The organism is Sphingomonas adhaesiva (assembly GCF_036946125.1).
Taxonomy (GTDB): domain Bacteria; phylum Pseudomonadota; class Alphaproteobacteria; order Sphingomonadales; family Sphingomonadaceae; genus Sphingomonas; species Sphingomonas adhaesiva_A.
Genome location: NZ_JAQIJT010000002.1, coordinates 1,097,120 through 1,115,193, shown reverse-complemented (window position 1 = coordinate 1,115,193; position 18,074 = coordinate 1,097,120). Strand labels below are relative to the sequence as shown.

24 protein-coding genes and 1 other RNA gene are annotated in these 18,074 nt (G+C 70.3%); 13 read left to right on the top strand and 12 right to left on the bottom strand.

Going from position 1 to position 18,074, the window contains the following annotated elements; genetic code table 11:
• The first annotated feature begins 35 nt into the window (after positions 1-35).
• The 5 genes from PGN23_RS11540 to ffs all read left to right on the top strand — a co-directional run bounded on the left by PGN23_RS11540 (position 36) and on the right by ffs (position 2,998).
• Entirely contained in the window at positions 36-1,088 is a 1,053-nt protein-coding gene (locus tag PGN23_RS11540; protein ID WP_335303029.1) for a cysteine desulfurase family protein, read from the top strand.
• Positions 1,085-2,161, top strand: coding sequence for a cysteine desulfurase family protein (locus PGN23_RS11535; RefSeq protein WP_335303028.1), 1,077 nt, complete (start codon positions 1,085-1,087; stop codon positions 2,159-2,161). The genes PGN23_RS11540 and PGN23_RS11535 overlap by 4 nt, the downstream gene beginning before the upstream one ends.
• The gene (locus PGN23_RS11530; protein WP_335303027.1) at positions 2,158-2,457 is read left to right on the top strand and encodes a 2Fe-2S iron-sulfur cluster-binding protein; all 300 of its coding nucleotides are present in this window, start codon (positions 2,158-2,160) and stop codon (positions 2,455-2,457) included. Before PGN23_RS11535 ends, PGN23_RS11530 begins: the two co-directional genes overlap by 4 nt.
• A gap of 68 nt (positions 2,458-2,525) precedes the next feature.
• On the top strand, positions 2,526-2,858 hold the full coding sequence (locus tag PGN23_RS11525; protein ID WP_335303026.1) for a hypothetical protein: 333 nt from the start codon (positions 2,526-2,528) through the stop codon (positions 2,856-2,858).
• Positions 2,859-2,900: 42 nt separating this feature from the next.
• Positions 2,901-2,998: signal recognition particle sRNA small type (gene ffs, locus PGN23_RS11520), an RNA gene on the top strand.
• A gap of 37 nt (positions 2,999-3,035) precedes the next feature.
• Here ffs and PGN23_RS11515 read toward each other — a convergent pair.
• Both PGN23_RS11515 and PGN23_RS11510 read right to left on the bottom strand, forming a co-directional pair.
• Positions 3,036-3,362 carry a DMT family transporter gene (locus PGN23_RS11515; protein ID WP_335303025.1) on the bottom strand — a complete coding sequence of 109 codons (327 nt, stop codon included), beginning with the start codon at positions 3,360-3,362 and terminating at the stop codon, positions 3,036-3,038.
• A 31-nt stretch (positions 3,363-3,393) separates the two neighbouring features.
• Entirely contained in the window at positions 3,394-4,173 is a 780-nt protein-coding gene (locus PGN23_RS11510; protein ID WP_335303024.1) for a hypothetical protein, read from the bottom strand.
• A gap of 108 nt (positions 4,174-4,281) precedes the next feature.
• Between PGN23_RS11510 and PGN23_RS11505 the strand changes: the two genes are divergently transcribed.
• Positions 4,282-4,503, top strand: a complete 222-nt coding sequence (locus tag PGN23_RS11505; RefSeq protein ID WP_335303023.1) for a hypothetical protein — start codon at positions 4,282-4,284, stop codon at positions 4,501-4,503.
• 62 nt (positions 4,504-4,565) lie between these two features.
• On the opposite strand, the gene PGN23_RS11500 is transcribed toward PGN23_RS11505, so the two are convergent.
• The 8 genes from PGN23_RS11500 to PGN23_RS11465 all read right to left on the bottom strand — a co-directional run bounded on the left by PGN23_RS11500 (position 4,566) and on the right by PGN23_RS11465 (position 9,538).
• Complete coding sequence (locus PGN23_RS11500) at positions 4,566-5,126, bottom strand: glycine zipper 2TM domain-containing protein (RefSeq protein WP_335303022.1); 561 nt, start codon at positions 5,124-5,126, stop codon at positions 4,566-4,568.
• Between the two features lie 83 nt (positions 5,127-5,209).
• A complete protein-coding gene (locus tag PGN23_RS11495) occupies positions 5,210-5,638 on the bottom strand; it encodes an OsmC family protein (protein ID WP_335303020.1) in 429 nt (142 codons plus the stop codon).
• An 83-nt stretch (positions 5,639-5,721) separates the two neighbouring features.
• Entirely contained in the window at positions 5,722-6,030 is a 309-nt protein-coding gene (locus PGN23_RS11490) for a glycine zipper 2TM domain-containing protein (RefSeq protein ID WP_335303019.1), read from the bottom strand.
• Positions 6,031-6,145: 115 nt separating this feature from the next.
• Positions 6,146-6,928, bottom strand: a complete 783-nt coding sequence (locus tag PGN23_RS11485; RefSeq protein ID WP_335303017.1) for a crotonase/enoyl-CoA hydratase family protein — start codon at positions 6,926-6,928, stop codon at positions 6,146-6,148.
• A 32-nt stretch (positions 6,929-6,960) separates the two neighbouring features.
• On the bottom strand, positions 6,961-7,551 hold the full coding sequence (locus PGN23_RS11480; protein ID WP_335303016.1) for a winged helix-turn-helix domain-containing protein: 591 nt from the start codon (positions 7,549-7,551) through the stop codon (positions 6,961-6,963).
• Positions 7,552-7,611: 60 nt separating this feature from the next.
• On the bottom strand, positions 7,612-8,481 hold the full coding sequence (locus PGN23_RS11475; RefSeq protein ID WP_335303015.1) for a transposase: 870 nt from the start codon (positions 8,479-8,481) through the stop codon (positions 7,612-7,614).
• Positions 8,469-9,395 carry a hypothetical protein gene (locus PGN23_RS11470; RefSeq protein ID WP_335303014.1) on the bottom strand — a complete coding sequence of 309 codons (927 nt, stop codon included), beginning with the start codon at positions 9,393-9,395 and terminating at the stop codon, positions 8,469-8,471. The genes PGN23_RS11475 and PGN23_RS11470 overlap by 13 nt, the downstream gene beginning before the upstream one ends.
• Positions 9,392-9,538, bottom strand: coding sequence for a hypothetical protein (locus PGN23_RS11465; protein WP_335303012.1), 147 nt, complete (start codon positions 9,536-9,538; stop codon positions 9,392-9,394). The genes PGN23_RS11470 and PGN23_RS11465 overlap by 4 nt, the downstream gene beginning before the upstream one ends.
• Before the next feature lie 109 nt (positions 9,539-9,647).
• Here PGN23_RS11465 and PGN23_RS11460 point away from each other — a divergent pair, with 109 nt between their 5' ends.
• Genes PGN23_RS11460 through PGN23_RS11450 form a run of 3 tightly spaced genes read left to right on the top strand, consistent with a single transcriptional unit; the run spans position 9,648 to position 11,132 of the window.
• A complete protein-coding gene (locus tag PGN23_RS11460) occupies positions 9,648-10,100 on the top strand; it encodes a PaaI family thioesterase (RefSeq protein WP_335303011.1) in 453 nt (150 codons plus the stop codon).
• On the top strand, positions 10,097-10,480 hold the full coding sequence (locus PGN23_RS11455; protein WP_335303010.1) for a PaaI family thioesterase: 384 nt from the start codon (positions 10,097-10,099) through the stop codon (positions 10,478-10,480). The genes PGN23_RS11460 and PGN23_RS11455 overlap by 4 nt, the downstream gene beginning before the upstream one ends.
• Positions 10,481-10,493: 13 nt before the next feature.
• Positions 10,494-11,132 carry a trimeric intracellular cation channel family protein gene (locus tag PGN23_RS11450; RefSeq protein WP_335303009.1) on the top strand — a complete coding sequence of 213 codons (639 nt, stop codon included), beginning with the start codon at positions 10,494-10,496 and terminating at the stop codon, positions 11,130-11,132.
• A gap of 23 nt (positions 11,133-11,155) precedes the next feature.
• Here the strand turns inward: PGN23_RS11450 and PGN23_RS11445 are convergent, their stop codons facing one another.
• A complete protein-coding gene (locus tag PGN23_RS11445; protein ID WP_335303008.1) occupies positions 11,156-11,734 on the bottom strand; it encodes a GNAT family N-acetyltransferase in 579 nt (192 codons plus the stop codon).
• A gap of 16 nt (positions 11,735-11,750) precedes the next feature.
• Positions 11,751-13,625, bottom strand: coding sequence for a signal peptide peptidase SppA (sppA, locus tag PGN23_RS11440; RefSeq protein WP_335303007.1), 1,875 nt, complete (start codon positions 13,623-13,625; stop codon positions 11,751-11,753).
• 113 nt (positions 13,626-13,738) lie between these two features.
• Here sppA and PGN23_RS11435 point away from each other — a divergent pair, with 113 nt between their 5' ends.
• The 4 genes from PGN23_RS11435 (at position 13,739) to PGN23_RS11420 (ending at position 18,052) form a co-directional block, all read left to right on the top strand.
• A complete protein-coding gene (locus PGN23_RS11435) occupies positions 13,739-15,145 on the top strand; it encodes an MATE family efflux transporter (RefSeq protein WP_335303005.1) in 1,407 nt (468 codons plus the stop codon).
• 132 nt (positions 15,146-15,277) lie between these two features.
• Positions 15,278-15,565: a co-chaperone GroES gene (gene groES / locus PGN23_RS11430; protein ID WP_335303004.1), complete on the top strand. Its 288-nt coding sequence runs from the start codon at positions 15,278-15,280 to the stop codon at positions 15,563-15,565.
• A gap of 95 nt (positions 15,566-15,660) precedes the next feature.
• Positions 15,661-17,298, top strand: a complete 1,638-nt coding sequence (gene groL, locus PGN23_RS11425; protein ID WP_335303003.1) for a chaperonin GroEL — start codon at positions 15,661-15,663, stop codon at positions 17,296-17,298.
• A gap of 184 nt (positions 17,299-17,482) precedes the next feature.
• A complete protein-coding gene (locus PGN23_RS11420; protein ID WP_335303002.1) occupies positions 17,483-18,052 on the top strand; it encodes a Uma2 family endonuclease in 570 nt (189 codons plus the stop codon).
• Positions 18,053-18,074 lie beyond the last annotated feature (22 nt).

The following is an 18,074-nucleotide window of genomic DNA, read 5'->3' as shown; positions in this document are numbered from 1 at the left end:
CTATATAGGTGCCCGGCGCAATAAGGGAACTTTTCTTGGCCGAGACGACCTACCTGGATCATGCCGCGACGACGCCGATGACCGCCGCGGCGCGGGCCGCGGTGGCCGATGCGATGGCGGATTGGGCCAATCCCTCCTCGCCCCACGCCGCGGGACGGGCCGCGCGGGCGGCATTGGAGGCGGCGCGGGGGCGGTTTGCGGACGTCCATGCATGGCGCGGCGAGGTTCTGTTCACCAGCGGGGCGAGCGAGTCGCTGTCGATCGGCGTTGCGCGTACGATGCGGGCGCGCCGGATCGTCTCTGCGGTGGAGCATGATGCGGCGCTGCGCGCGGCGGGGAAGGCCGAAACGCTGCCGGTGGATACGCTGGGCCGCGTCGATCCGGCGGCGATCGGCGACGTGGGCGACGCGCTGGTGGCGGTGCAATGGTGCAATAGCGAGACCGGGGTGATCCAGCCGATCGCCGAGATCGCGACGGCGGTCCGCGCCGGCGGCGGTACGCTGCTGGTCGATGCGGCGCAGATGCCGGCCTCCGCCGCGCTGGCGGAGCATGCCGATCTGGTCGCGCTGTCGGCGCACAAGCGCGGCGGACCGCCGGGGGTGGGGGCGCTGCTGGTGCGCGACCTGGCGGTGCTTCGGCCCAGCGGAGGACAGGAGCGGGGATACCGGGCGGGGACGGAGAACGTGCCCGGCGTGCTCGGCTATCTCGCCGCGATAGCGGAACCGGAACCCGATCACGCGGGCCTGCGCGCCTATCTCGACGACGCGATCCGGCGCTCGGGCGGCGAGGTGGTGGCCGATGGTGCGCAGCGGCATCCGGCGATCGGATCGTACCGGATGCCGGGCGTGGCGGCGGCGGCGCAGCTGATCCGCTTCGACCTGGACCGGATCGCGGTGTCGGCGGGCAGCGCCTGCGCCAGCGGCAGCCTGAAGCCCAGCCATGTGCTGCGCGCGATGGGATGGAGCGAGGAGCGGACACGCGAGGTGGTGCGCGTCAGCTTCGGCCGGACGACGACGCAGGCCGAGGTGGAACGGTTCGTCGCGGCGTGGCGCGGGGTGGCGAAGGCGGCGCGGCGCATCGCGGCATGACCTATCTGGATTATCAGGCGACGACGCCGCTCGCGCCGGAGGCGTTCGAGGCGATGGTGCCGTGGCTGCGCGATCAGTTCGCCAATCCGCATTCGCCGCATCGCGCCGGGCGCATGGCCAGGGCCGCGGTGGAGGTCGCGCGCGACGAGGTGGCCGCATTGCTGCCGCCGGGCGGGCGGGTGGCGTTCACCAGCGGCGCGACCGAGGCGCTGAACTGGGCGATCAAGGGCGTTCCCGGCGGGCGTGTGGTGACGATCGCGACCGAACATGCCGCGGTGCTCGACACGGTCGCGGCGCGTGGGCAAGCGGTGGTGCTGCCGGTCGATGGCGACGGCATCGTCGATCCGGCGGCGGCGGCGCGCGCGATCGTGCCGGGGACGGCGCTGGTCTGCGCGATGCTGGTCAACAACGAGATCGGGGTTCTCCAGCCCGTCGCCGAGCTGGCGCGCATGGCGCACGAGGCGGGCGCGCTGTTCCTGTGCGATGCGGTGCAGGGGTACGGTCGCGTGCCGTTGCCGCAGGAGGCCGACATGATCGCCGTTTCCGCGCACAAGGTGCATGGGCCGAAGGGCGTGGGGGCATTGTGGATCCGGGACGGGGTCGCGCCGTCGCCGCTGATGCATGGCGGCGACCAGGAAGGCGGTCGTTCGGGAACGCTGTCGCCGGCGCTGTGCGCGGGGTTCGGCGCGGCGGCGCGGCTGATGCGGCTGCGCGGGGACGAGGATGCGGCGCACGTCGCCCGGCTGCACGAGGTGGCGACGCAGCGGTTGCGCGGATGGGCGGTGAACGGAGCGCGGGAGCGGCGCTATCTCGGCAACCTCAACGTCCGGCGCGCCGGGCTGGACGTCGCCCGGCTGATGAGCGACCTGCGCGACGTCGCCTTCTCCGCCGGGTCGGCCTGCGCCAGCGGATCGGGGCGCGCGAGCCATGTGCTGCGCGCGATCGGGCTGAGCGAGGCGCAGGCGCGATCGTCGATCCGGCTGGGGTTCGGGCGCTACACCGCGCAGGAGGAGCTCGTCGCCGCGCTCGACCGGATCGTGGCGGCGGCGGATGCGCAGCGGGTGGCGGCGTGAGGATCCGGTTCGTCACCGCGGAGGAGGAGCGCGACGCGGAGGCGGTGCCGGGCGAGCGGCTGCTCGACGTGGCGCAGCGTGCGGGCATGCCGCTGGAGGGGACGTGCGGGGGCGAGCTGGCGTGCGCCACCTGTCACGTGGTCGTCGCGGCGGACGATGCCGCCCGGCTGCCGCCCGCGAGCGAGGAGGAGGAGGATATGCTCGACCTCGTCCCCGATGCGCGGCGGACCAGCCGGCTGTCGTGCCAGATCCGCCTGACCGAGCGGATGGACAAGCTGACCGTCAGCTTACCATGAGGTTCAGGATCGATGCAGGGCCCTGTGCGTAGGCTGTGAACACAGCACATGAGCAGGAGTATATGCACATGAAACTGATGGCCCTGAGTATCGCCGGCGTCGTCGCGGCGAGTGCAATGACCCCCGTCGCCGCACAGGCGCACCCGCGCGATCACGGCTGGAATCGTGGCGGCCCGGGCTGGGACCGCGGCCCCGGCTGGGATCGTGGTCGGCACTGGGACCGTGGTCGGCATTGGGACCGCGGGCGCGGATGGGACCGTGGCCGCCACTGGAATCGCGGCGCGCGCTGGGACCGCGGCCCGCGCTGGGCGCGCGGGCGCCAATGGGGCAGCGTACGGACCGTCTGCCGCTGGCAGGACAGCTATTACGGCCCGGTCCGCCGCTGCTTCCAGACGCGGTGACGACGGACACTTGATCGTATCGCCCGGCTCCGCCATAGGGCGCGCGGGAGTCGGGCGGACGTGGTCGTCGCCAACCCGGTCAGGTCCGGAAGGAAGCAGCCGCAACGATTTCGCCGCGGGTCGTTCCGGCTCCCACCGTTTCACGTCGTCGCCATGGCGCCGATCGTGCCGCGCGCCTCATGCCGCCGCACGCGAGAACAGGTTCATCACCGCCACGCCCGCGACGATCAACGCCATGCCGGCAAGCGCCGGTGCGTCGAGCCGCTGATCGTCGGCCCACCATGCCCATGCCGTGATGAGGACGATCCCGACCCCGGACCAGATCGCATAGGCAATGCCGGTCGGGATCGTGCGCAGCGCGAGCGACAGGCAGTAGAAGGCGGTGGCATAGCCGACCGCGCTCAGCATGACGGGGACGAGGCGGGTGAAGCCATCGGAGCGTTTGAGCGCGGACGTGGCGATCACCTCCGCGACGATGGCGATCGACAGGAGCAGGTACGGCATGGTCCGACCATAGCCGTCGGCCGCGACCGCGTCAGTGGGCGTCGACCATCAGGTCCACTTCCGTCCCCCCGCCGCGATGGGGGCGCAGGGTGACGAGATAGGCGCCCGCGCCCGGCTTCGCACCGGCCAGGACATGCTCGCCGCCGTTGGCCTGATGACCGGCGGGGAAGCCGGCGGCGGCGGCGCGGGTGTAATAGAAGTCGAGCAGCGCCTGCATCGGCTGCGCGCTGACGAAGCTGACCACGCGCAGGGCGCAACCGTCGCCATCGGCGCCGGCAGCCTCCGCCACGCGCGCGTCCGGATAGAGCGGCAGCGCGTCGGGCAGACGGTTCGCCCAGACGGTGGAATAGGCCAGCCGCTGCGCACAGCGGGCGGTGCCGCCCCCCTGCGACTGCGCCAGCGCGCCGAGCGTCAGGGCGCGGCGTGCGGTGACGCAGGCGGGGCAATCCGCGGACGGCGGCGGGGCGCTGCGCAGGCCGGTGGGCAGGGGGATCGTCTTCATCGCGGCGATCGCGATACCGTCCGGCGGGACCGCTCCCGTCACGGGCATGGAGGGCGGGCGCACCACATCGTCGTTGGCCTGCTGGACCAGCGCCGGATCGACCATGATCTGATCGTGGAGCGCCGCGGTCAGCGCCGGGTCGCCCTCGCTGGCGGCGGCATTGCCCACCAACGCCGCGTCGAGCGCGTCGAGGGCATTGTCCTGCGCATTCGTCGCCTGCGGGTCCGACGCGCCGCACGCGGCGAGCAGCAGCGCGATCGAAAGGGTCAGGGCCGGTAAGGCAAGGGCCGGGAAGGTCAATCGCCGCATGAGGCTCCGCCAGACGAGATGGGCAGCGTGCCTATGCGATACGGCCGGTTAAGGAAGCCTTCGTGTCATGGTCTTGCACGACACCGGGAGCGACCGCATGTTGGGGACATGCTGAACATCATCTCCGTCCTGATCGGGCTCGTGGCTCTGGTCCTCGGGATCGTCCCGTTCCTGCCGTTCTTCGCCTGGGGCTATTGGTTCGTCATCCCCATCGCCGTGGTGGGCGCGGCGATCGGCGCGCTGTCGTCGCGCAACGGCGGGCGCAACCTCAACCTCATCCTCATCCTGATCTTCGGGCTGCGGCTGATGCTGGGCGGCGGATTGATCTGACCCGAAGAGAAAGGGGCCCCGGTCGCCCGGAGCCCCTTCCTGCGTCCCGTCGCCGAGGGGGATCAGCGGCAGCGCACCTGACCGCGGTCGATCGACTGACCCAGCAGCGCACCGCCGCCGGCACCGATCACCGTGCCGAGCAGCCGCGAGCCGCCGCCCGCGATGATGCTGCCCAGCGCACCGCCGGCCAGGCCGCCGACGATGAGGCCGGTCGTCCCGTCGTTGCGACGGCAATAATAGCGCCCGTCGTATCCGCGATAGATGCGGTCGTTCCGCGTCAGCGCGCGCTCGCGATAATAGCGGCCGTCGCGATAGTAGCGGGCGGGGTCGTAGCGGCGCTGCCCCGGCTCCAGCCGGTTCCAGTCGTAGCGCGAGGAGCGGCGCCAGTCGCGGATGTCGTCGTTGCGGTCGCGGCGCGCCTCGCGGACGTCGTCACGATATTCGCGACGCGCGTCGCGGACGTCGCGGCGCGAATCCGCGTCACGGATATTCTCGCGATACTCGCGGCGGGCATCGCGCACGTCCTCGCGATATTCGCGGTTCGCCTGCCGCGGGGTCTGCGCCGATGCCGGGACTGCCGCCAGCGTAGTCGCCGCCAGTGCCATGCCCATGATGATACGCATAACAACTCTCCTGTCTCTCAAGGTGACGGCAGAACGGGCGGGCGGGGCCTCGGTTTCGTTAACGCAAAACTACCTTCGGTTCATCACTGCGACAGTTCGTGGGTCAGCGAGATGTTCGCGCTCAGAACCTTCGACACCGGGCAATTCGCCTTCGCGCCTTCGGCGATCGTCGCGAACTCTTCGGCGGAGATGCCCGGCACCTTCGCGGTCAGGTGCAGCGCGGAGGCGGTGATGGTGAAGCCGTCGCCGTCCTTTTCCAGCGTGACCTTCGCGGTCGTCTCCAGCGTGCCCTCGCCATGGCCCGCCCCGGCCAGCGCGAAGGACAGCGCCATCGTGAAGCACGACGCATGTGCCGCCGCGATCAGTTCCTCCGGGTTGGTGCCGGGCTCGCTCTCGAACCGCGAACCGAAGCCGTAGCGCTGGTCCTTCAGCACGCCGGACTGGGTCGACACCCATCCCTTGCCGTCCTTGCCCAGGCCTTCGTAGCGGGCGGAACCCGTGCGGGTCGTCATCTGGCGTCTCCGTGATAGGCGATAAAAAAGGGCGCGACCCGGATGGATCGCGCCCCTGCGCAACGCAGATCGGCCCGAAAGGCTCAACGGCAGCGGCGCGTGCTGCTGCTGCGCTCGATCTCGCGGCCCGCCAGCGCGCCGCCGACGCCGCCGAGCACGGTGCCCAGCGTCCGGTCGCCCCGCGTGTCGATCGTGCGGCCCAGCAGGCCGCCGGCGACCGCACCGACGACGAGGCCGGTGGTGCCGTCGGACCGGCGGCAGCGGATGCGGCCGTCGCTGCCGCGCCACTCGCGATACTTGTAGCGGCGCTGTGCATCGGCATCGACGGTGGTGGCGACCAGCGTCGGCGCGACCATCGCGGTGGCACCCAGAGCGAGCAGGAACTTACGCATGACGATTTCTCCCTAGAAAGTCGTGTTGGGGTCGAAACGTCCGCAGTCTAGCGTCGTTGCATGAACCTGAAACAACCTGATGTTCAGTCTGGCACAAGGTGCGCGGCGCGCCTCGTCAGTCGACGAAGACCGGCGCGCGCTTCTCCATGTTGGCGACCACCGATTCCCGCTGGTTGGGGCTGCCCATCAACTTGATCTGTTCGGCGCTTTCGGCGAGCAGGATGCTGGCGGTGTCGCCATCGGCCACCTCCGCGAACAGCCGCTTGCACGCGCGCACGGCATGCGGATTGCGGCCCGCGATCTCGCGCGCGATGGTCATCGCATGGGCGCGGGGGTCCTCGGCCAGATGCGTGACGAGGCCCCAGGGCTGCGCCTGCTCGGCGGTGAATTCGCGGCTGGTATAGACCAGCTCGCGCAGGATGTCCTCGCGCGCCATCCCGCGCCACAGTGCGAAGCCGCCCATATCGGGCACCAGCCCCCAATAGGTCTCGCGGATCGCCATGCGGGTGGCGGGATGCGCGACGCGGATGTCGGCGCCCGACAGCAGCTGGAACCCGCCGCCCATCGCGACGCCGTGGATCGCGGCGATGACGGGGACGCCCAGCTCGCGCCAGCCGGTGCAGACATATTGCGCGAGATTGGCGGTGCCGTGGCTGCGCTCGTTCAGCTTCAGCCCCGAGCCGCCGCTTGCCATCGACGCCATGTCGAGCCCGGCGCAGAAGGCGCGTCCCTCACCCGACAGCACCACGACGCGGACGTCCTGACGCCCCTTCAGCGTCTCGATCGCCTCCGCCAGCCCGGCGAACATCGCGGGGTCGAGCGCGTTCATCTTGTCGGCGCGGATCAGGCGGACATCGGCGATACCATCGGCGACGGTTATCGAGACGCGGTCGTTCATCGGGCACATCCTTGCTAAGTCTTTCGACTTGGCTAGCCGCTGACGGGCGGTGTCGCAACCAGCCGATAGCCCCGCCCGCGATCCGTCTGCAGCATCGACCAGCCGAAACCGCGGTCCAGCGCGGCGCGCAGCCGCGAGGCATGGACCGCCAGCAGGTTCGTGCCCGGATCGAACGCCAGCCCGAACACCGCGCGGCGCAGCTCCGCATGCGCGACGGTGCGTCCGGCGTGGCGCGCCAGATGGACCAGCATCGCATATTCGCGCGGCAGCAGCGCCAGCGGGCGGCCGGCACGGGTGGCGCGGCGCGCGACGCGGTCGATCGCCAGTTCGCCGACGTGCCACCAGCCATCGGGGGCGAGCAGCCGCGCGGCGCGCACCGCGATCACGTCGTCGTCGGCCGCCGCGACATCGGCCACCCCGGCGTTGAGCGCCGCGCGTTCCTCCGCCGCATCGTGCGTCACCGCCAGCAGCTTGACGCCCGGAAACCGCACCGAGAGCGACGCGCGATGCGCGGCCGGCGCGATCAGCAGCGTCGGCGCCTCCTCCGCTCCGGCGATCGGCACGCCGTGGAGCCGCAGCACGTCCTCCAGCCCGGGACGATCGATGAGGAGCAGTACGGCCATGCATCCGGCATATCCCGCCTGCGACGATGCGGGGGCGCGGGCTGGTCCGAAACGGATCGGTCAGCGCAGCCGCGCGCGTGCCGCGCGGGCCAGGCGGGGATCGGGATCGTCGGCCATCCGCGCGTCGAGGTCGCGATGATCCCCGGCGGGAAGGCCGGCGCGGGCGGTGCGGCGCATCCGCGGATGGGGGTGATGCACCGCCAGCTCGGCGGCGAGCGCGATGCCGGCATCGCCCCCCAGATGCGCGGCGATCGTCACCAGCGCCTCCGACGGGGTGGCGGTCATCGCCTGCGCGATCGTGTTGCGCTCGACATCGAAGCGGTATTGCGTCCGCCACGGCTGCGCCCGGTCGTAGCCCAGCACGTTGAGCGAGACGGAGAAGCTGTCGGGCGGCAGCTGGACATGGACGTCGCGGTGCGCGCGGTAGAGCATCAGCTTGCCCGGCTCCAGCCGCGCGCGCTCGTCGAATACCAGCCGCGCGGGGTCGCCCGCCTCGCCATGGGATTCCCCGTCGAAGAGATAATAGTCGCTCCAATAGCCGGGGCCCAGATAGCCGACCGTCAGGAACGAGAAATTGTGATCGTGCGGCAGGTCGTAGAAGAAGGGGGCGGTCCCGCCCGCGCGCACGACCGCGTCGTCGAGCGCCGGCCAGAAGTTGGCGCGCAGCGCGTAGCGCCGGCCGGGCGGGCGCAGCATCAGCACCTGCGCGCCGTAGCTGTTGCCCTCCTGCCCGGTAAAGCGCCGCTCCAGCTCGCCGATCGCAAGGTCGGAGAGGAAGGTGCGGTTGCGCCCCAGCCGCGCCAGCCACACGCCCATCTCCGCGAAGGCGTCCTCGTCGCGCGGATCCCACGACGCGGCGTCGAGCGCATCGCAGAGTTCGTCGAGCGTGATGGCGACGCCGTCGTCGGTGTCGGCGATCACGCGAGGCACAGCCGCGCCTCCACGATCGGCAGCGTGCGCGCGGCGGCGGCGCGCACTTCGTCATGCGGGTCGTGCGCGGCCATCTCGCGCAGGCGGGGCACGGCGGCGGAAAGGTCGAGCGCCAGCCACTCGCGCATCGCATCCCAGCGCAAGTGGAAGGCGGAATCGCGCGTCGCCGTCGCGAAATGCGCGCCGGCATCGCGGCGCCCGTCGACCCGCAGCAAGGTCAGCAGCAGCCGGGTGCGCGACGCCGCGTCGTCGCTGGTCGCGGCGCGCACGAGCCGGCCGGTCGCGCGGTCATACTCGCGGGTCAGCCCGCCGCCGCGCGTGGCGAAGGTGAGGATCGCGACGTCGCTGGCCGCGTCGTGGATCAGGTGCGCGAAGCGCCGCCCGTCGATGCGGCACACCATGCCGTCGTGGAGCGGCAGCGGCGGCAGGGGCATCAGCGGCGGCGCGGTGGCCGTCGTGAAGCCCGGCTCGATCTCCCCCGCCGACCAGCGCGACAATCGTGCGCCGCCCGCATGATGGTAGCGCGCGACCGACAGGCGACCGGATGCGGCCAGCGTCTGCGCGGCAGGCGCATCGGCCATGGCCTTCGCCGACAAGATGGTTGCGGTCAGCGTCGCGGCGGGCAGTTCGAGCAGCAGCGCGGTGGTACGCAGCGTGTCGCGCGTCACGCGGATCGGCGGTTCGAACCACGGGTCGGTGGCGAGCGCATCGAGGAGCGGTGCCAGCAACGGTGCGATCCAGCCGGCGTCGGCAAGCACCGCCTCCGCCACGTCGGCCACCGCATCCGCCGCATGGGGATCGCACCCGGCGAAGGCGTCGGCGAGGGAAGCGATCGTCTCCGTCGATCGCCAGCTCTGCGCCACCCTGTGCGACCGCTCGGTCGACGCCGCCAGCACGGCGCGCGAGGGGATCATGCGTTGGAGATGATGACGACGATGCCGACGATATATTCGCAGGTGTGATCCGCGACCTGTTCCAGCGCGCGGATCGCGCCGGCATTGGCGACGCGGGTGTCCAGTTCCTCGATCTCGGCGATGTCGATGCCGTATCCGTCCATGTCCGTTCCCCCCAAAATAGTGGAGGAACCATCACGCGCCGCGCGCGCCGGGCGTTAGTTAAAACGCTGCAACGTTGCGCGCGCGATCCGGGCGTGTAGAGACGAGGACATGGAATTCGACCCCAAGACGATGGCGCTGCAGGCGATCGAGACGCGCACGTTCGGCGGCCACGGCGGGCGGCTGGGCATCCGTTTCCATGCGCGCGGCGAGGACTGGATCGAGCTGGCGCTGCCCTATTCGCCCGACCTGATCGGTGACGAGGACAGCGGCGTGATCGCGTCCGGCCCGATCATCGCGATGATGGACATCGCGACCAGCCTGGCGGTGTGGAACCGGACGAAGGCGTTCGCACCGCATGCCACGCTGGACCTGCGGGTCGACTATCTGCGCCCCGCGCGCCCCGGACACGACGTGATCGGGCGCGCGGAGTGCCTGCGCGTCGCGCGCTCCATCTCCTTCACCCGCGGTATCGCGCACGACGGCGACCTGGAGGATCCGATCGCGCACGTGACCGCGACGTTCATGGTGCCGAGCGGCACCTATCCCAAGGTGCCGCGATGAAGCTGCCCCCCTATGCCGCATTGCTGGGCGCGCAGCTGGAGTTCGCCGGGGACGGCACCCCGATCATGCGGATGCCGTTCGGCGAGGACGTGCTGGGCCGTCCCGGCTTCCTGCAGGGCGGCGCGATCTCCGGGTTGCTGGAGGTCGCCGCGATCGCCGCGTTGCGTCACGCGCTCGCGGAAGAGGGCGGGGGCCGGATCAAGCCGATCAACGCCACGGTCGATTTCATGCGCGGCGGCCGCGACCGCGACACGCTGGCGGCGGGGATCATCACCCGGCTGGGCAACCGCGTCGCCAACGTCGAGGCGGTGGCATGGCAGGACGATCGCGCGCGACCGATCGCGGCGGCGCGGATGAACTATCTGATCGAGCGCGACTGAGGCGGCGCGCGACATGCCGCCGCCGGTACTGACCCCCGACGTCCTGCTGCCCGCCTTCGCGCCGTGGCTCGACATGGCGGGGCTGGGCGTGTTCGCCGCGTCGGGTGCGCTGGCGGCGGCGCGGCGCGGACAGACGCCGGTGACGCTCGCCTTCTTCGCGCTCATCACCGGGGTCGGCGGGGGCACGGTGCGCGACCTGCTGATCGGGGCGCCGGTCTTCTGGGTGCACGATGCGCGCTGGTCCGGGGTGTGTCTGGCGATGGCGGCGATCATCTGGAGCACGCCGGAGCGATGGTGGCGCGGCGCGGCGCTCGACTGGTTCGATGCGGTCGGGCTGGCGGCCTATGCGGTCTATGGCGCGGCGAAGGCGCTGGGATATGGCGTGCCGCCGCTGCCGGCGGCGCTGATGGGGGTCGTGACGGGATGCGTCGGGGGGATCATCCGCGACGTACTGGCGCAGGAACCGTCGATCCTGATGCGGCCCGAGCTGTACGTGACCGCGGCGGCGCTGGCGGCGGGGCTGTATGTCGCGCTGCGGGTGCTGGGCGCGGACGCCTGGCTCGCGGCAGGCGGCGCGGGCGCGGCAGGTTTCGCGCTGCGCGCGGCGGCGATCCGGTGGAAGCTGGCGTTGCCGGCCTACGGGGGGCGGTAGGTAGGCCGGGGTGACGGGAGGATTCAGTCCCTCACCACTCCCGTTTCGCTGAACGGGCGCGGCTCGACGGGCGGGGTGGAGGAGGGGTTCAGCTCGCACTGCCAGAAGCCGACATCGATCCAGCGGCCCTGCTTGTAGCCGACCTCGCGATAGACGCCGGCGCGGCGGAAGCCGACCGCCTCGTGCAGCGTGATCGAGCGGTCGTTGGGCAGCGCGATGACGCCGATCGCCTGCGTGAAACCCTGCGCGCGCAGCGTGTCGACCAGCGCCTCGTACAACAGCCGGCCGACGCCGTTGCCGTGGGTATCGGCGGCGACGTAGATCGAGGTTTCGACGACGTAGCGATAGGCCGGACGGTCGCGGAAGCGCGTGGCATAGGCGTAGGCGAGCACGCCGGCGCCGTCGCCATCGTCACCGGACGTCGCCACCATCCACGGATACAGCCCGTCGGATGCGCCCATGCGCGCGCGGATCTGGCGCGTGTCGGGGGCCTCGGTCTCGAACGAGACGGTGCCCGACAGGACATAGGGGGCATAGATGGCGGCGATCGCGGCGGCATCGGCCGGCGTCGCGGGGCGGATGGTGATCGGTCCCGTAGGCATCGCCGACCGACTTACATCATAGCCCGACCTTCGCCAGCACCAATTGCAGCAGCGTGCGATCCTCCGCGCTGGCGCGTATCGGGCCGAGCCCGGCGCACTCCAGACACTCCGCCCGCGCGCCCGACGCGCCGGTGAGCAGGCGTCGCACGTCGCCCAGCGCGGTCGCCATCGCCTGCTGCCGCATCCAGGCGAGCCGCGCGATCGCGTCGCTGGGCGCATTGGCGTCGTCGCGGTCGCCGGAGGCCATGCGCCTGGCCAGTTCGGCGGCGAAACCGGGCTTCTTCTCGAGCCAGACGACATCCGCATCCGCGGGCAGCCTCGCGCGCCGCGCCGCCTCGGCGATCGCGGCGTCCAGCCCGCCGAAACGGTCGACCAGCCGCAGCTGGTGCGCGGTGCCGCCCAGCCAGACGCGCCCCTGACCGATCTCGTCCACGCGGGCGGGCGGCAGCTTGCGTGCCTGCGACACGCGGGCGATGAACTGGCGGTAGCCGTGCTCGATGCTGGATTGCAGGACGGCGTCGAGCACGGGGTTGGTGCCGCCCAGCACATCGGGCTGGCCCGACAGCGGGGTGGTCTTCACGCCGTCGGTCGACAGCCCGATCTTCGCCAGCGTCCCCTCGAACGTGGGCAGCACCGCGAAGATACCGATCGATCCCGTGATCGTGCCCGGCTCCGCGAAGATGGTATCGCCCGCGGTCGACACCCAATAGCCGCCCGATGCGGCCATTCCGCCCATGGAGATGACGACCGGCAGGCCGCGCCGCTTCGCCGCCAGCACCGCCTGGCGGATCTTCTCCGACGCCGGGACCGAGCCCCCGGGCGAATCGACGCGGACGACCAGCGCCTTCAGATCCTGATCCGCCAGCCCGGCGTAGAGCAGCTTCGACACGGTATCGCCGCCGGCGCGGCCGGGGCCCGCCTCGCCCTCGACGATGTCGCCCGCGACGGTCAGGACGCCGATCCTGCCCTTCGACGGCAATGGCGCGGCATCGACATAGGCCTGATAGGCAATGCTGTTGAACGTGCCGACCGGCTTGGAGCGATCGAAGCCCGCGATCTGGCGCACGCGCTTGCCGAAGGCGACGCGGTCGCCCAGCCTGTCGACCAGGCCGGCGCGCAGATTGGCCTGCGCCACGTCGCCCGCGGTCGACTGCACCACCAGGTCGGGGCGGGTCAGCAGCGGCTGCACCTGCGCCCTGGGACGCGCGCGCGCGATGCTGTCGCGCCATTGGTCGAGCAGCCCGGCGTACAGCACCTCGTTGGCCGCGCGCGAATCCGGACTCTGGTCGGTGCGCAGATAGGGCTCGACCGCCGATTTGAAGCGGCCGACGCGATAGACGTGCGCGTTGACGCCCAGCCTGTCGATCAGCCCCTTGTAGAACAGCTGGCTGCCGCCCGGCCCGGTGAAGAGGATGCCGCCCATCGGGTCCATCCACACCTCGCTCGCCGCCGACGCCAGCCGATAGCCGCCATCGGTATAGGCGGTGGCATAGGCCAGCACCGGCTTGCCGCTGGCGCGCACCCGGACCAGCGCGTCCTGCACCTCGCCCAGCGCGGCGGGATAGGCGCCGCCGAAGCGGTCGAGGTCGAGCACGACCGCCTTCACCCGCGCATCGGTGCGCGCCGCGTCGATCGCGCGCAGCACGTCGCGCAGGCGATACTGGTTGCCGATCTGCTGCCCGCTGATGAGCGCGAGCGGCGCGACCTCCTGCGGCTGCTCGACGATGGGGCCGTCGAGATCGAGCACCAGCGCGCCGTCGCGGATCGTGCCCGGGCGCGCGCGGCTGTTCAGCGCGGCGAACAGCGCGCCGAAGAACAGCAGCATGGCGGCGAGCACCAGCGCATCCTTGATCCCGACCAGCAGCTTCCATGCCGCGCGTACCAGCTTCATCGTCTCGTCGATCCTCGATCAGGGGCCGTGCCGCTCTAGCCCGGCGTGTGTCAATCGAGCAATACGCCCGGAGGTGGCCTTCCGTCGCATTCCCGACTATCGCGGCGGCCATCATGGATGCCGTTCTGCCCACTCCGCTCACCGAAGCGCCGCCGCGTGACGGCGGGGGCGAGCTGCGCGGGCTGCTGCGGCTCGCCGGGCCGCTGATCGGGGCGAACCTGCTCCAGATGGGTGTCTATGCCGTCGACGTCATCTTCGTGGCGCGGCTGGGCGCGCGCGAGCTCGCGGCGGCGACGCTGGGGGTCTATCTCTATTCGGTAATGATGTGGGCGCTGATCGGTCTGGTCGGCGCGGCCGCACCCGTGATCGCCGCCGAGCTGGGGCGGCGCCGGCACGCGGTGCGCGAGGTGCGGCGGTCGTTCCGCATGGCGCTGTGGCTGTCGGTGGCCGCCAGCATCCCGTTCGTGCTGGTGCTGGCGCACGGAGAGCGCGTGCTGCTGATGGCCGGGCAGGATCCGGCGGTCGCGGCGCGCACCGGCGCGTTCCTGTCGATCCTGCTGCTGGCGATGATCCCGGCGGTGGCGGCATCGGTGATGCGCGTGACCGCCGCGGCGCTGGGGCGGCCGGGCTGGGCGACGGCGGTGACCGCGATGGCACTGGGGGTCAATATCCTGGGCAACTGGCTGCTCGTCTTCGGCCATGGCGGCTTTCCCGCCCTGGGGCTGGAAGGGTCGGCGGTGGCGAGCGTCGTCACGACCGTGGCGATGCTGGGCGCCTATGGGCTGATCCTGCTGCTGGATCCCAGGCTGCGTCGCTATCGCCTGTTCGGCAAATGGTGGCGGCCGGAATGGGCCCGGTTGCGTCAGATCGTGGTGCTGGGCGTTCCGATCGCGCTGACGCTGACGTTCGAGGGCGCGCTGTTCAGTTCCGCGGGGTTCCTGATGGGGCTGATCGGCGTGATCGAGGTCGCGGCGCATGCGATCGCTCTCCAGATCGCGGCGGTGACGTTCCAGGTGCCGTTCGGTCTGGCGCAGGCGGCGACGATCCGCGTCGGCATGGCCTATGGCGCGCGCGACGGGGCGTGGGTGGCACGCGCGGGATGGACCGCGGTGGCGGTGTGCGTGGCGTTCATGTCGCTGGCGGCGCTGGCGCTGTGGATCGCGCCGCGGCTGTTCGTCTCCGCCTATGTCGATGCCGATGCCGCGGAGAATGCGCGGCTGGTCACGCTGGCGGTACAATATCTCGCGATCGCGGCAATGTTCCAGCTGTTCGACGGGGTGCAGGTGGTCGCGGCGGGCGCGTTGCGCGGATTGCAGGACACACGCGTTCCGATGGTGATCGCCGGCGCGGGTTACTGGATCGTCGGTTTCGGCGTGGCGGTGCTGCTCGGCTTCCACTTCCGGATGGAGGGGCTGGGCATCTGGATCGGACTGGCGGCGGGACTGCTGGTGGTCTCGGTCCTGCTGCTGTGGCGCTGGTCGCGGCGCGAACGGCTCGGCCTCGTCCCGCACACGCCCTGACGAAAAAGTTCCGGAAAATTTTCCCGGCGCCGTTGACCGGCCGTGTCGGTGTCCACATATGCGCCCCGCTGGCACTCTCCGCGGGGGAGTGCCAAAAAAGTGTCACACGCCTTTTTGCATGAGGTAACAGCAATGAACTTTCGTCCGTTGCACGACCGTGTTCTCGTCCGCCGCGTAGAAGCGGAAGAGAAGACGGCCGGCGGGATCATCATCCCCGACACCGCCAAGGAGAAGCCGCAGGAGGGCGAGGTCGTCGCCGCCGGTGCCGGCGCCAAGAACGAAAAGGGCGAAGTGTCGCCGCTGGACGTGAAGACCGGCGATCGCATCCTGTTCGGCAAGTGGTCGGGCACCGAAGTGAAGGTGAACGGCGAAGACCTGCTCATCATGAAGGAATCGGACATCCTCGGCATCATCGCCTGAGACGTTCGAACGGCCGGTATGGCGGGATGACCCGCCTTTAGGTGCCGTCAACTTCGTAAACTTTCGAACCAATAGTATGCTGAAAGGGTAGCCACATGGCAGCCAAGGACGTAAAATTCGGCCGCGACGCGCGTGAGCGCATCCTGCGCGGCGTCGACATCCTCGCCGATGCGGTCAAGGTCACGCTGGGGCCGAAGGGCCGCAACGTCGTGATCGACAAGAGCTTCGGCGCGCCCCGCATCACCAAGGACGGTGTGTCGGTCGCCAAGGAGATCGAGCTGAAGGACAAGTTCGAGAACATGGGCGCGCAGATGGTGCGCGAGGTGGCCTCGAAGACCAACGACGTCGCCGGCGACGGCACGACCACCGCGACCGTTCTGGCGCAGGCGATCGTCCGCGAGGGCATGCGCTCGGTCGCGGCGGGCATGAACCCGATGGACCTGAAGCGCGGCATCGACCTGGCGGTCGGCAAGGTCGTCGAGGACATCAAGGCGCGCTCGAAGCCCGTCTCGGGCTCGCAGGAAGTCGCACAGGTCGGCATCATCTCCGCCAACGGCGACCGTGAGGTCGGCGAGAAGATCGCGGAGGCGATGGAGAAGGTCGGCAAGGAAGGCGTCATCACCGTCGAGGAGGCCAAGGGCCTCGAGTTCGAGCTGGACGTCGTCGAGGGCATGCAGTTCGACCGCGGCTATCTGTCGCCGTACTTCATCACCAACCCGGAGAAGATGCAGGTCGAGCTGAACGACCCGTACATCCTGATCCACGAGAAGAAGCTGTCGAACCTGCAGTCGATGCTTCCGATCCTGGAAGCGGTCGTGCAGTCGGGGCGTCCGCTGCTCATCATCGCCGAGGACATCGAGGGCGAGGCGCTCGCCACGCTGGTGGTCAACAAGCTGCGCGGCGGCCTGAAGGTCGCGGCGGTCAAGGCGCCGGGCTTCGGCGATCGTCGCAAGGCGATGCTGGAAGACATCGCGATCCTGACCAAGGGCGAGGTCGTCAGCGAGGATCTGGGCATCAAGCTCGAGACCGTGACGCTGGGCATGCTGGGCACCGCCAAGCGCGTGACCATCGACAAGGACAACACCACCATCGTCGACGGTGCGGGCGATGCCGAGTCGATCAAGGGCCGCACCGAGGCGATCCGTCAGCAGATCGAGGTCACGACCTCGGACTACGACCGCGAGAAGCTCCAGGAGCGTCTGGCGAAGCTGGCCGGCGGCGTCGCGGTCATCAAGGTCGGCGGTGCGACCGAGGTCGAGGTGAAGGAGCGCAAGGACCGCGTCGACGACGCGCTGCACGCGACCCGCGCCGCGGTCGAGGAAGGCATCGTCCCGGGCGGCGGTACCGCGCTGCTGTACGCGACCAAGTCGCTCGACGGCGTCGACGGCGAGAATGACGACCAGACGCGCGGCATCGACATCGTCCGCAAGTCGCTGACCGCGCTGGTGCGCCAGATCGCGTCGAACGCCGGTCATGACGGCGCGGTGGTGTCGGGCAAGCTGCTCGACCAGTCGGACACCTCGTTCGGCTTCAACGCGTCGACCGACACGTACGAGAACCTGGTGAGCGCCGGCGTGATCGACCCGACCAAGGTCGTGCGCACCGCGCTGCAGAACGCGGCGTCGGTCGCGGGCCTGCTCATCACCACGGAAGCGACCGTGGCCGAGCTGCCCGAGGACAAGCCCGCGATGCCGGCGATGCCCGGCGGCGGCATGGGCGGGATGGACTTCTAAGCCGGATGCGGCCTGCGCCAGCCGGGCTGGCGCAGGACTCGCACCGGCTTGGGTAGCCGGCAGGCGATGCCTGTCCGGTCTGACGTCCAGCGGCGGCTTCGCTGCTATGAGCCACATAAACAAGGGCCGGCGGAGCGATCCGTCGGCCCTTTGTTTGCATATGAAAAACCTCTAGACTGAGGTCATGGCCACGCACGCCCTCGATCCAGCCTACGAGCGCATCAGTGTCGAGGAGTTCCTCGACATGGATTTCGGCGACGCGAGAACGGAGCTCGAAGACGGGGTCATCTATATGATGGCCGGTGGCAGCGAGCAGCACGCGCGTATCTCAGGCAACATCTTCGCGTTTTTGCGGGTCCGGCTTCGCGGCACCGGATGTCGGCCATATAATTCAGACTTTGCCTTGCAGACCGCCGACTTCACTGCCCGGATCCCCGACGTGAGCATTTATTGCGGCAATCCATCGGCCCCCGAGAACGCCAGGAAGAAGCTGCTCGGCGATCCCCGGGTGGTCTTCGAGGTGCTCTCCCCCTCCACCGCCATGAAGGATCAGCGGGTCAAGCTGGAGGAATACAAGGCGCTGGCCGGTACGACCGAGATCGTCCTGGTCGATCCCGATGCCGAGCGCGTTCGCCGGGTCCATCGGACCCCCGATGGCGTGTGGCACGACGGATGGTTGCCGGAGGGCAGCGACCTGCATCTTCCGTCGCTCGACCTGACCATTCCGCACGACGAGATCTTCGCACGCGACTGAACGCGCGGGTCGCGCGTTGCGC